The sequence below is a fragment of the Sphaerisporangium sp. B11E5 genome (genome assembly GCF_039871875.1).
Classification (GTDB): domain Bacteria; phylum Actinomycetota; class Actinomycetes; order Streptosporangiales; family Streptosporangiaceae; genus Sphaerisporangium.
In genome coordinates this window covers 64,765-77,035 of record NZ_JBDPMD010000017.1, presented here as the reverse complement: position 1 = coordinate 77,035, position 12,271 = coordinate 64,765, and the positions used below count along the sequence as shown (strand labels likewise).

At 69.4% G+C, this 12,271-nt stretch carries 14 protein-coding genes; 4 read left to right on the top strand and 10 right to left on the bottom strand.

The genetic code is table 11. The annotated features are described in order from the left end of the window. Positions 1–492 carry an SSI family serine proteinase inhibitor gene (locus ABGB17_RS17890; RefSeq protein ID WP_347630832.1) on the top strand — a complete coding sequence of 164 codons (492 nt, stop codon included), beginning with the start codon at positions 1–3 and terminating at the stop codon, positions 490–492. A gap of 533 nt (positions 493–1,025) precedes the next feature. Continuing rightward, positions 1,026–1,481 (top strand): hypothetical protein, encoded by a 456-nt coding sequence (locus tag ABGB17_RS17885; RefSeq protein WP_347630830.1) that lies wholly within the window; start codon positions 1,026–1,028, stop codon positions 1,479–1,481. Between the two features lie 22 nt (positions 1,482–1,503). On the opposite strand, the gene ABGB17_RS17880 is transcribed toward ABGB17_RS17885, so the two are convergent. The 6 genes from ABGB17_RS17880 to ABGB17_RS17855 form a co-directional block, all read right to left on the bottom strand. Continuing rightward, entirely contained in the window at positions 1,504–2,703 is a 1,200-nt protein-coding gene (locus ABGB17_RS17880) for a cysteine desulfurase-like protein (RefSeq protein WP_347630828.1), read from the bottom strand. Between the two features lie 36 nt (positions 2,704–2,739). Further along, on the bottom strand, positions 2,740–3,069 hold the full coding sequence (locus tag ABGB17_RS17875) for an Lrp/AsnC ligand binding domain-containing protein (RefSeq protein WP_347630826.1): 330 nt from the start codon (positions 3,067–3,069) through the stop codon (positions 2,740–2,742). A gap of 112 nt (positions 3,070–3,181) precedes the next feature. Next, positions 3,182–4,537, bottom strand: coding sequence for a transaminase (locus tag ABGB17_RS17870; protein WP_347630824.1), 1,356 nt, complete (start codon positions 4,535–4,537; stop codon positions 3,182–3,184). Between the two features lie 95 nt (positions 4,538–4,632). After that, entirely contained in the window at positions 4,633–5,100 is a 468-nt protein-coding gene (locus ABGB17_RS17865; RefSeq protein ID WP_347630822.1) for a pyridoxamine 5'-phosphate oxidase family protein, read from the bottom strand. A gap of 71 nt (positions 5,101–5,171) precedes the next feature. Further along, a complete protein-coding gene (locus tag ABGB17_RS17860) occupies positions 5,172–5,789 on the bottom strand; it encodes a glyoxalase (RefSeq protein ID WP_347630820.1) in 618 nt (205 codons plus the stop codon). Positions 5,790–5,806: 17 nt separating this feature from the next. Continuing rightward, positions 5,807–6,139 (bottom strand): VOC family protein, encoded by a 333-nt coding sequence (locus tag ABGB17_RS17855; protein WP_347630818.1) that lies wholly within the window; start codon positions 6,137–6,139, stop codon positions 5,807–5,809. 138 nt (positions 6,140–6,277) lie between these two features. Between ABGB17_RS17855 and ABGB17_RS17850 the strand changes: the two genes are divergently transcribed. Next, positions 6,278–9,058 (top strand): LuxR C-terminal-related transcriptional regulator, encoded by a 2,781-nt coding sequence (locus tag ABGB17_RS17850; RefSeq protein ID WP_347630816.1) that lies wholly within the window; start codon positions 6,278–6,280, stop codon positions 9,056–9,058. 27 nt (positions 9,059–9,085) lie between these two features. Here the strand turns inward: ABGB17_RS17850 and ABGB17_RS17845 are convergent, their stop codons facing one another. Continuing rightward, positions 9,086–9,496 carry a DUF2000 domain-containing protein gene (locus ABGB17_RS17845; protein WP_347630814.1) on the bottom strand — a complete coding sequence of 137 codons (411 nt, stop codon included), beginning with the start codon at positions 9,494–9,496 and terminating at the stop codon, positions 9,086–9,088. Between the two features lie 138 nt (positions 9,497–9,634). Between ABGB17_RS17845 and ABGB17_RS17840 the strand changes: the two genes are divergently transcribed. After that, complete coding sequence (locus ABGB17_RS17840; protein ID WP_347630812.1) at positions 9,635–10,396, top strand: AraC family transcriptional regulator; 762 nt, start codon at positions 9,635–9,637, stop codon at positions 10,394–10,396. Here the strand turns inward: ABGB17_RS17840 and ABGB17_RS17835 are convergent. From ABGB17_RS17835 to ABGB17_RS17825, 3 genes are all read right to left on the bottom strand, one after another. Next, positions 10,341–10,730: a transcriptional regulator gene (locus tag ABGB17_RS17835; RefSeq protein ID WP_347630810.1), complete on the bottom strand. Its 390-nt coding sequence runs from the start codon at positions 10,728–10,730 to the stop codon at positions 10,341–10,343. The genes ABGB17_RS17840 and ABGB17_RS17835 overlap by 56 nt on opposite strands. After that, positions 10,727–11,242 (bottom strand): hypothetical protein, encoded by a 516-nt coding sequence (locus tag ABGB17_RS17830; RefSeq protein WP_347630808.1) that lies wholly within the window; start codon positions 11,240–11,242, stop codon positions 10,727–10,729. Before ABGB17_RS17830 ends, ABGB17_RS17835 begins: the two co-directional genes overlap by 4 nt. A 179-nt stretch (positions 11,243–11,421) precedes the next feature. Continuing rightward, positions 11,422–12,225, bottom strand: a complete 804-nt coding sequence (locus ABGB17_RS17825; protein WP_347630806.1) for a L,D-transpeptidase family protein — start codon at positions 12,223–12,225, stop codon at positions 11,422–11,424. Positions 12,226–12,271 lie beyond the last annotated feature (46 nt).

The window sequence follows — 12,271 nt, the reverse complement described above, 5'->3', positions numbered from 1 at the left end:
ATGCGACCGCACCTATTCCTCGTCACCTGCGCCCTGACCCTGGCCACCCTCACGCCCCCCGCCGCCGCCCACCCGGCCGCCGCCCGCCCCGCCACCCCCGGCGCCCGCCTCACCCACATGACCAAGCCCGCGAAGCCGACCCTGACCACCCACCCCAAGTCCCGCAAAGACATCCGCCGCGCCCTCCTCCTGGCCACCGCCAAAGGCGAATCCCCCACCCCCGCCGACCACGCCGTCCTCCTCCAGTGCTCCGCACCCGGAGGCACCCACCCCCACCCGGCGGACGCCTGCCGCCTCCTGGACCCCGTCAACGCCGACCTCAACGAACTCAACGCCGACCCCAAAGCCAAATGCACCCGCGAATACGACCCGGTGACGGTATACGCCTCCGGCCTGTGGGACACCCAGCGTCTGAGCTACGAACACACTTTCCCCAACCCCTGCGAACTCCGCGCCACCATGGGTGCGGTATTCGACCTCGGCGCCCGGTGATGTGTTCTCACGTCGTATCCTCCTGCAGTCTGTAATCACCACAGAAGGTCATCCGTTCCAGGGCCCGGGGGCATTCAGATTTCAGCCCTCAAGGAGTGGGCCGGCTCGGAGCGCGACCACAGTCTTGTGATTGCAGGTATGCGCACGTACCATGTCGTTGCCGGCGGCTCGGCGATGCATACACAATGAAGGTCCTGATGACGATCTTTTCCTGCCGGAGGAGTGCCGGCAGAAGAAGATGAACGATCGGGCGCCGACGGCTACATGAATTCCAATACGACGCCAGAGGCCACGTCTGGCGGAAAGTGACGACTGAACTTCTTGGTAGGCATGCGCACACAAGCGGGGCCGTCTACTGGTGGTAGTAGCTCGTCGTCGCCTGCGGTGTGAGTCCAACCCTGACTGAAGGCGCTCTGCTCGGTTCCCTGATCCGGTGGAAGTCGAGGGAATGTACGTGCGTCATGCGTCCCTCGAGTTCCCTGCGGACATAACGGTGACAAGTGCCGTAGACCGTGCCTGAGAGAAGGGTGCTGATGGAATTCATCAAAGTGGAGCGACGGTCCCAGATTTACGGGTTCTCCCTCGACCCGCGACCTTACCTGCTGGAACTGCCGCGTCTGCGTGCGGAACTTCCTCAAGGGGCTTGGGCGTTCGCGTCGGATCCGGAACACTATGACTTCAGCAGCACGCGTTGCGTGAAAGACCTGTCCGTAGGAAAGATATGCTTGGCCGATGACGGTCGGCTTGCGCTCGATATTGACCTCGAACCGAACCGGTGGAAGCACGACGCAGGGCTCAAGCTTCGGTATGCGGACGTCACGAAGCTCGTGGTCGATCACGCGGCAAGGGGTCCTGAGCCCAAGATGCTCGGGAATCTTCTGCTGGATGAGATTGTCCCTGCTCCGCAGGGATGCAGTCATGAGCTGATATTCACAGGTGGCTCTGTCCTGATTGTGTGCGCCGACCTGGAAGCAGTATGGAAAGGGTGACGATTCACGCTCTCCGGCGCGGTCATGCGGTCAGTTCGGTGATGGCCGTGACCAGGCGGTCGACGTCGGAGTCGTCGGTGTAGGGAGCGATGCCGGCTCGGATGGCGCCGGTGTCGCCGAGGCCGAGGTGGCGGCTGCATTCCAGGGCGTAGAAGTGGCCGGCGGGGGCGTTGACGCCGCGGGTGGCGAGGAAATCGTGGGCGGTGGACGGGGGGACGCCGTCGAGGGAGAACAGGGTTGTCGGGGTGCGGGTGCGGGTGGGGGTGCCGTGGGGGTGTACGGCGGGGATCTCTGACAGGGCGTGTTCGAGGCGGTTCAGCATGGCTTGTTCGTGGTGTTCCAGGGCGGTCATCGAGCGGAGCAGGCGGGTGCGGCGGGGGGCGTCGCCGGGGGTCAGGGAGGCCAGGAAGTCGACTGCGGCGGTTGTTCCTGCCAGGAGTTCGTAGGGGAGGGTGCCGAGTTCGAAGCGTTCGGGGACGGTGTCGGTGGCGGGGAGGAGTTTGTCGGGGTGGATGGTGTCCAGGAGGGCGGGGGTTGCGGTGAGGACGCCCAGGTGGGGGCCGAGGAACTTGTACGGGGAGCAGGCGTAGAAGTCGCCGCCCAGGGCTTCGACGTCCACGGGGCTGTGGGGGGTGAGGTGGACGCCGTCCACGTACAGGAGGGCGTCGGCGGCGTGGACGTGGTGGGCGATTTCGGGGATGTCGGGGCGGGTGCCGAGGAGGTTGGAGGCGGCGGTCACGGCGACGACGCGGGTGCGGTCGGTGAGGAGGGTGGTGATGGCGTCGGGGGGTAGTTCGCCGGTTTCGGGATTGAAGTCGGCCCAGCGGACGGTGAGGCCGTGGGCTTCGGCGGTCTGGACCCAGGGGCGGATGTTGGCGTCGTGGTCGAGGCGGGTGACGATGACCTCGTCGCCTGGGCGCCATTGTTTGGCGAGGGCGCGGGCCAGGTCGTAGGTGAGCTGGGTCATGCTGCGGCCGAACACGATGCCTGCGGGGTCGCTGCCGAGGAGGTCGGCCATCGCCTGGCGGGCCTCGGTGACGATCTCGTCGGCGCGGCGTTCGGCGGTGGTGCGGGTGCCGCGGTTGGCCACGGCCGAGCGGAGGGTGTTCGCCACGGTGTCGGCGACGACGTCGGGGACCTGGGTGCCGCCGGGGCCGTCGAAGTGGGCGGCGCCTTCCTCCAGGGCGGGGAAGTGCCGGCGTACCGCTGCCACGTCGTACATGAGGCCTCCTTGGTTCGTTGCCAGGACGATGATCTCTCAGGCGGGTGGCCAGGCGAAGCGGTGGGTGTGGATGCCGAAGTACGTGAAGGTCTCGGCGCGGGTGACGCCGGGGACACGTTTGATGTGGTCGTTGAGGACGGTCAGGAGTTCGGCGGGTTCCTTGCGGACGACCTCGGCGAACAGGTCGAAGGAGCCGGCGGTGAGGACGACGTAGATGACGCCGGCGAGTTCGCTGATGCGGTCGGCGACGGCGTGGACGTCGGTGTCGACGCGGACGCCGATCAGCGCCATGACGGGGAGGCCGAGGGCCATCGGGTCGGTGACGCCGACGATCTGGACGGCGCCCTCGTCGCGGAGGCGTTGCACGCGCCGGCGGACGGCGGGGCGGACAGGCCGGTCGCCTCGGACAGGGCGGTGGAGGACGCGCGGCCGTCGCGTTGCGGTTCGCGCAGCAGGACGTGGTCGACGGCGTCCAGGTTCACGCGGCCAGCTCCGCGACGGCGGCGGCGAAGACCTCCTGGTGGCGGTCGACGTCGGCCTCGGTGGTGTCGGGGCACATCAGGGCCATGTTGTGGAACGGGGTGAGCAGCACGCCGCGGTTGGCCAGGTAGACGTGCAGGTAGTCGTCCAGGTCGGGGTCGGCGGCCGCGTTGGACTCGCCGCCGTCGCGCGGGGCCGGGTCGGTGAAGCGGTACTCGGCCCGCGCGCCGAGCTGTGTGACCGACCAGGGCAGGCCGTGGTCGTCGATGACCTGCTGGACACCGCCGGTGAACCGTCCGGCGAGCGCGGTCATGTGGTCGAACGCGGCCGGGGTGAGCACGTGCTCCAGCGTGGCCCGCATGGCGGCGACCGACAACGCGTTGCCGGCGAGTGTGCCGCCGACGCCGCCCATGTCGATCAGGTCGAGCCCGCTCATGCTCTCAAGGCGGGCCGCCACCTCGGCGGACAGTCCGTACCCGCCGCTCGGGATGCCGCCGCCGATCGCCTTGCCGATGGTCACGATGTCCGGTGAGAGTCCCCACGCCGCCGTACAGCCACCGGGTCCCGCCGAGAACGTGTGCGTCTCGTCGTTGATCAGCAGGCTGCCGTACCGCCGGGTCAGCTCCCGAACCCCGTCCAGGTAACCCGGTTCGGGGAGGACGATCCCGATGTTGGTGAGCGCCGGCTCCATGAGCACGGCCGCCACGTCGCCGTGCGCGAGCTCCCGCTCCAGCCCCGCCAGGTCGTTGAACTCCACCACCCGGGAGGTCACCGTCGGATCCACCGGTGCCCCCACGTTCCCCTCCCGGGACACCTGCTCGCCGTCCGGGCCGACCACCAGCAGCACCTCGTCCACACTGCCGTGGTAGCAGTAACTGTTGACGAGGATCTTCGGCCGCCCCGTGACCGCCCGCGCCAGCCGGATCGCCCACCGATTGGCGTCCGTCGCGGTCAGCGAGAAACTCCAGTACGGCACCCCGAATCGCTGCCCCAGCTCACCCCCCACCCAGGCCGCGTCCTCGGTCGGCATCATCACCGCCGCCCCACCCAGCACCCCGTACCGCTCCGCCACCGCGTCCACAGCGGCCTTCGGGGAGTGCCCCGCCATGGCCCCCGTGTCGCCCAGACAGAGATCGACGTACTCATGCCCGTCCACGTCGGTGACCCGTGCCCCCCGCGCCGACGCCAGGTACAACGGAAACCCCGCCGCCGTCTTGTTCATCCACGTCATCGGCACACCCCCGAAGAGGCGGCCCCGCGCCTGCTCGTAGGCCGCCGCGGACCGGGGGTTCCGCTCGCGGAACGACTTCCGCTCCCGCTCCAGCAAAGTCCCCAGCCGCCTGCGGTCGATCATGGCCACTACCTAAGAAATCGTTCGTATCCGCCGAATATGCAACGGATTTCGAAGTGAACCTATCTGCTGGCTGTCGAAATGTGAAGAGCGTCGTGTCACAGGTGAGCCCACTTGCCGTCGGTCATGAGGGTGCGGCCGGTGAGCTCGTTCACCTCGCGCCAGGCTTGTACCTGGCGCGGGGCAAGGCGGAAGTAGGGGTAGCCGCCGCGTTGTGCGCGGGGGTCGAAGCCGGTCCTGGCGGTGAAGGCGTCGCCGACCCCGTCCGGGATCTCGGCGGCGGGGATCGTCTCGCGGAGTTCGGCATGGATGAGGACGACGTCGCGCGTGTGGCCGAGCGCGATCTTGATCGTGCCTGTCGCTTCCAGGAACCGGGCTGTGGGGTTGGTTCCGGCTGTGGAGATGAGCAGGGTGTGGCCGTCCCAGAGGAACGACAGCGGCACGAGGTAGGGCGAGCCGGCCGGGTCGGCGGTGGCGAACCAGGCGTCGACGTCGTGTTCGAGCCGGTCCAGGGTGTCGCGGATCCGCTGGTCGAGGGGGCGGGCCGGAGGGCCGGTCACGCTCATGCTCATCATCTCCATAGCCAAGGGAGGGGGTGCGGACGGCGGGTGTCATCGCCGTTCGGCTGGTGGCGGGTTCACCGGACCGAGCGGGAGGTGGCCTCCCAGGTGAAGCCGTCCGGGTCGGTAAGGGGGCCGGCGTCGGTGTCGATGACGAGCCGGTGTGAGCCGGTTCCCTCGATGGAGACGCCGGCGTCCTTGGCGGCGGCGCGGCGGCTGTACAGGGCCAGCCTGACGGGCGCAGTGGCGAACTCGACGTACTTGCGGCCGAAGCTCTTGGCCACCGACAGGCCGCGCTCGACGTAGAAGCGCTTGGTCACGGCGACGTCGTCGACGCCCAGCAGGAGCACGATGTCGTCGATGTTCCGGGTGGGCGGTCCGGTGTCCTTCTTCGACGACGATGCGATCTTCCAGAGCGTGCCGTACGGGTCACGCAGGACACCGCCGTACCCCCAGAAGCTCTTCGCGGGTGGTTTCAGGGTGGTCGCACCGCCCTGCAGAGCGGTGCCGAAGAGGCTGTCCACCGTGCTCGGCTGGGACACCACCAGCGACATGAGGTACCCGCGGAAGCCGGTCGTGGGTGCCTGTGACGCGCGGGTGCGCACGTGGGCTCCCACGCCGAAGGCACTGGCGTAGAACTCGTCGGCGGCCGTGGGGTCGGGGACTTCGAACGTGACGGAGTGAATGGAGGTCATCGCGGTTTCCTTTCGTGTCAGTCCTGGATGAGGCCGAGGACGTTGCCATCGGGGTCGGTGAAGGTGGCCACCAGGCGGCCGCCGCCGACGTCGTGCGCCGCCTCCCGCACCGTGGCCCCCGCGGCGGTCACCTCGGCGAGCTTCGCCTCGATGTCCGGCACGTGCCAGTAGGCCACCGGGGCGGTCATGCCCTGCGGTCCACCGTTCGGCACCAGCCCGATGTGCTGATCGTCGGCCTCGAAGCCGACGTAGTAGGGAGTGTCGTTCTCGGGCCGGCGGCCGAGCAGGGCCGCGTAGACCTCCTTGGCCTTGGCCAGGTCGGACACGGGGTGCAGCACGGTCTTGATCACGATTGCTCCTGTAGGCGCGATCTGTTGTGCTCCTAGCTTTCATCCCGGCCCGGTGGGTGAGCATCCGTGGCGACCACGGAACCGACCACGGATCGCCGGCCCGGATAGCGCACGGAGCGGATGCGACAGAATGCGACCATGGCGACAGAAGGTGACATCTCTCCGAGGGAGGCCGAGGTACTGGAGCTCCTCGGCTCGCACCTCAGCAACGCTGAGATCGCAGCGCGGCTGTTCATCTCGGTACGCACCGTCGAGAGCCATGTCTCCTCACTGCTGCGCAAGCTGGACGTGCCGGATCGGCGAGCTCTCGCCCAGCGCGCAGCCGTCGATCGGCCTCGTCAGGAATCAGTCCCCCTGCCGGCCCCGCTGACCTCGTTCATCGGCCGGGCCAGGGAGCGGGCGGAGCTGTCCGAGATGATCACGGCGCATCGCCAGGTGACCGCGGTCGGTCCTGGCGGCGTGGGCAAGACCCGGCTCGCGTTGGCGGTGGCGGCGGCGGTGGCCGGCCGGTACGCCGACGGGGTGTGGTTCGTCGACCTGATCCCGGTCACCGATCCCGGCATGATCGCGACCGCTGTCGCGGGTGCGCTGGGACTCGGCGAGCAGCCCGGCCGCGACTTGACCGAGTCGGTGGTCGCCGCGCTGGCCGACCGCCAGGCGTTGCTGGTGCTCGACAACTGCGAGCACGTCGTGGACGGGGTGACGCTGCTTCTCGAACGGCTGCTCGCGGCGTGCCCTCGAGTGACCGTGCTGGCGACCAGCCAGGCCCGGTTGATGGTGCCGTTCGAGCGGGTGTATCAGGTCCCGCCGTTGTCGCTGGCCGGCGAGTCGGACGCGGTCGCGTTGTTCATGGAGCGGGCGCAGGCAGCCGGCTGGCCGCTGGATCCGCCGCAGCACGACCAGATCGCCGCGATCTGTGCGCGGCTGGACGGCATGGCGCTGGCGATCGAGCTGGCCGCGGCCCGCTGCCCGACGCTCGGGCTGGACGGCGTCACCGCCGCTGTGTCCCACCCGCTTCGGATGCTCACCGGCGGCTCCCGTGCTGATGAGCGGCACCGCTCGGTCCGGGCCGTGCTGGACTGGAGTCACGCCCTGCTGGAGCCGGCCGACCAGGAGCTCCTGCACCGAGTGTCGATCTTCGTGGCGCCGTTCACCGCGTCGGCGGCGGCCGAGGTCGCCGGATCCGCGATGGACGTGGTCGCCGACGGACTGGCCCGGCTCGCCGGGCAGAGCCTGCTGGGGGTGACGGCAACCCCGAGGGGCACCTGCTACCGGGCATTGGAGACCATCCGCCAGTACGGGACGGAACGGCTCAGCCAGGCCGGTGAGCTGGCCGGTGCCCGGGCCCGGCACCTGCGCTGGTGCCTCACCCAGGCCGCCGACCTGGTGGTGACCGGGCCGGACTGGCGGGCCCGGTTCGACGCGGCCGCCGATGACCTCCGCGCGGCGCTGAGGTGGGCGGCAGGCGAGCCGGAGCAGCGCGCGGACGCCTACCGCCTGGCCCGGCACCTGGCTGAGCTGACGTTCACCCGCCATCTGATCGGGGAGTCGCAGCAGCGGTACGAGCAGGCGTCCGTGCTCGCCGACGACCCCGCCGCCGCTGCGTCCATGCTCCGGCAGGCCGCGGAGGTGGCCGGCTGTCGTACGCGCGGCGATGACATGTACCGCCTGTACCGCGCCGCCGCGGATGCCGCTCGCCGTGCCGGGGACACCGCCGGCGCCGCCGTGGACCTGGCCACCGCCGCCACCGCCGCGTACCGGTTCTCGAGCACGTTCGCGCGGATCCCGTCTGAGGAGGAGGCGGTCGCCCTGGTCCGCGAAGCGCGGGAACTGGTCGGCGACGACCCGGCCGCCGAGGCGGCGGTGGCGCTGGCGGAGGCCGGGGTGCTCAGCGACGCGTTCGGCGCGGTTCAGGGCCCGGCCGACAACGCCGTGCCGGAGACGCTCGCGCGCGCCGGACGTGCGGTCGAGCTGGCTCGCCGTGTCGGCGACCCGCTCGCGGAGTCCGCGGCGCTCGACGCGCTCACCGCGGCACACGCCTGGGCCGGTGACACGTTCGCCTGCGCGGCCACAGCCGAGCGCAGGATCACGCTGCTCTCCTCCATGGCGGACAAGCCGGAGACGCCTGGCGGTGTCCACGAACTGATCGACGGGCTCGGCATGGCCGTTCAGACCAGCCTCGGCGTGGGGAACCTGGCGGACGCCCTCCGGAGGGGGCGGCAGCTCGCCGGCCATCCGGCACTGGCCGAGGTGGGCCATCGGGCCACGAGCTGGCTGCTGGTCGCCGACGCGCTGGCGGGCGACGTCCACGAACTGCTCTCCGGCAGCGCGCGCTTCCTCGACGCGTGGCGGCGTGCCGGAAGCCCGGCCAAAGCGGCCCTCGGCCCGGCGGCTGCCGCGGTAGCGATGATCCACAACTTCCGGGGCGAGCACGGCGACGAGCGCGAGTGGCAGGTGGTGCTGGATCGGCTCGGCGACTCGTCCGAGCGCAGATACGGCTACGGGGCGCTTTTCGACGCGATGCGGATGCTCCATCACGGGCACGCCAGGGAGGCCATGGAGCGGATGGCGCCCGAACCTGGCGAGGTGTGGAAGTGGGTGACCTGGATCTGGCTGCACTGGTACGTGGCGATACGCGCCGAGGCCACCGTGCTCGCCGGAAGTCCCGCCGCGCGCGACCGCCTGGCTGCCGCCCGTGCTGTCACTGCCGGCAACCCGGTCGCCGGCGCCATCGTGGAGCGGGCGGAATCCTTCCTCGACCAGGACCACAAGCGCCTGCTCGCCACCGCGGACGTGTTCGAGGCCGCCGGTTGCCGCTACCAGGCAGCGCGGACGATGGTGCTGGCCGGTGGCGAGCATGCCGACCATGGCGCCGCCGTCCTGGCTGATCTCGGGCTCGCCCCCATGACCGTCACCTGAGTACGCACATTGCCGACCCGTTCGCGGTCAGGGGTGGAGGGAGAGGCCCTTCACGGTTTTGTCGATGGGGTTGCGGGGGCCGTAGATGGCGAGGCCTACCAAAGGGAGGTCGTCGGCGGGGACGGCGTGGACGGTGGCGCGGTTGGCTTCGTCGTGGGTGGTCGTGAACATGTCCTCTATGTAGACGGCTGTCGGGAAGTTCCTGGTCAGGGCGCGCTGGTGGACCTGGGTGAGGGAGGTCTGGGAGGCGGCGTAGATGAGGACGGGTTGGCGGATCATCGGGAGGTAGGTGTTGCCGGTGGCGTCTTCGTAGGGGGCGCCGATGATGTCGTCCACCGTGGCGGCTATGGCGCTCGACAGGAAGGCGGTGACGTTGAGTTTCTGCCAGGTGGCCAGGTCTTCTCGGACGACTATGGCGATCTTGGTGTCGAAGCGCATACGGAGAGGGTGGTGTACACGAGGACGGGGAGTCTTGTACGGGGGTGCGGTGGGGCTCCATGCGTGTTGGGGCAGACTTGACGGGTGGCTGGGGATTGGGCTCGGTACTGGCGGGCGGGGGATCGGGCGGTTGAGGCGATGCATGCGCATTTCGAGCGGCATGTGTATCACCGGCACAGTCATGAGACTTATTCGTTCGGGTTCACCGAGGAGGGGGTGCAGACGTTCACGTGCCGGGGGGCTCGGCATCGGAGTGCTGCCGGGATGGTGATGGTCTTCAATCCGGATGATCCGCATGACGGGCATGCGGCGGATGACGTGGGGTTCACCTACCGGATGGTGCATGTCGGGCCGGAGTTGGTGGCGGACGTGCTCGCGGAGGCCGGTGGGGGTGGGTTGCCGCTGTTCACTGAGCCGGTGGTGCGGGATGTGGAGCTGGCTCGGGCTTTGCGGGGGTTGCACGAGGCGCTGGTGGGGGGCGCTTCGGCGTTGCGGCGGGATGAGTTGTTCGACGGGGTGGTCGCGCAGGTGGTGCGGCGGGGTGGCGGGGGCGATGTTTACGGGGACGCCCGGGGGGTGGAGATCGAGGCGGGGCGGGTGGTCCGGGAGGTGTTGCACTACAGCGATGATCTGGGGATCACGGCGGGGGAGTTGGCTGCCGCGGCTGGGCGGAGCCGGTTCGCGGTCTATCGGTCGTTTCGGGCCGCGTACGGGATGGCGCCGAGTGATTATCAGCGGCAGTTGCGGTTGCGTACGGCGCGGCGGTTGCTCGACGAAGGGCGTCCGCTGGCGGAGATCGCCGTCATGACGGGGTTCACTGACCAGAGCCACCTGACGCGGTGGTTCACCCGGTACTTCGGGGTGACGCCGGGTGCCTATCGGCGGGCTGTCGGTTCCTGACCTCTCCGGCTTGCGGCCGGGGGTGGGGTTGGTCGGGGGTCAGGGACATGCCTGAGCGGGCGACGATGTCTTGTAGGGCGGTGATGTGGTCTTTGTAGGCCTGGCGGCCTTTGGGGGAGAGTTTCAGCCAGGTGCGGGGGCGTTTGCCTACGTGGCCTTTGCGGATCACGACGTAGCCGGCGGTTTCCAGGGCGGTGGCGTGTTTGGACATCACTGAGTCGCTTACGGCTGTCTCGTCGCGGAGGAAGGCGAAGTCCGCTTCCTCCACGGCGGCCAGCAGGGACATGATGCGGAGTCTGGCGGGGGCGTGGATCAGGGGGTCCAGCTCGGTCATCGGGCGGCCTCGATGGTGGCGGCCATGCGGTTGGTGATGTGGCGGGCGATCAACGGGCCGGTGGCGGTCATGTACGCGGTCATGGCCAGGGCGGCGTAGGTGCGGGCGTAGGAGATGTCGGACAGGGCCAGTGCCAGGACCAGGCACAGGGCTATGGCGGTGGCCAGCCAGGTGGCGAAGATGGCGAGGATCTTCCAGGTGACCAGGGCGCGGTGGGGGCGGTGGCGGGTACGGAACGCGAAGGTGAGGACCAGGGCCGCCAGGGCGAGCGTCAGGACGGCGATGCCGGTGGACGTCGCGGCGACGGGGGTGCCGGGTTCGGTGAGGAACTGGATGCCGGTGACGTAGAGGGCCACGCCTGTGGTGTACCACGCGGGGAACCAGGGGCGGGATCTGATCAGGCGGGCTTGGGAGGTACGGATCTCGTTCAGGGTGCGGGCGGCGTCCTCGGGGGTGATGTAGGCGGTGTCCTGGGGCGTGACGTGGGCGGCGTCCTCGGGGGTGGTGTTCATGGGGGGCTCCTCTCTTTCCACTTTGGAAAGTACTTTCCACTTTCCATCTCGTCAAGTACTTTCCATGAGGTGGATCCGAGCGCGGGCGAATCTGGGAGTGTCGTACGCGGCGGGGCCCGCCGGCGGCGGGTGTTGTGCCGGCGTACGTCGCTCGGGGGGACGTGATGGCAGGGCGCCGGTCAGGCGGAGACGAGGACCGTGGTGCCGAGGGGGAGGTGGGAGAGGGTGGTCAGGGCCTGGGCGGGGAGGCGGATGCAGCCGTGGGAGAGGGCCTTGCCGAAGACGCTGGGGTCGGGCCAGCCGTGGATGCCTATGGTGCCTGGGCCGCCTTCGTAGGTCTGCAGGACGTCGGAGTGGGCGCCCAGAGGAAGGATCAGAGGGCTGTAGGTGACCTCGGGCGGGGCCAGGGAGGCGAGGAGGAAGGTGCGGCCGGTGGGGGTGGGGGTTGCGGGGGCGCCGACCGCTACGGGCCAGGAGCCTGTCGGTTTCGCGTCCTTCATCAGGGTCAGGCGGCGGTCGCTGAGGTCTACGCGGACTTCGTAGGGGTTCGTGGTTTGTTTGGTGCTGTTGTCGGCGGTGTGGAGCCAGCCTGTGGCGCCGTTGGGGCGGGTGGGGAGGAGGACGCGGGTCCAGCCGGGGCGGGTTTCCAGGACCGGGAGCCAGGTGGGGTTGTCCAGTTGGGTGGTGGGGAGGACGGCCAGGGGTGGGCCGCCTGGGGTGGTGTAGACGACCTTGGTGTGTTTGGGGTGGATGATCTGGCCGGTGGCGGAGGCGTGGGGGGTCTGGTCTTTCTCGGCATCTTTGAGCCTGGCGAAGGTGGTGGCTTTGGGGAGGGCGGCCAGTTGTTTCTTGGTCACGGGGACGGGGGCTATGGGGGGTTCGATGGGGGGCTTGGCCACGGGGGGCGGCGCTTCTTCGCTCGCCGTCAGGTAGGCGATCAGGGTTATGCCTGCCAGTACGGCTGCCGCCAGTGCGATGATCACGATGGCGGTGCGGCGTGATGGGCGGCGGACGTACATAGGGACCCCC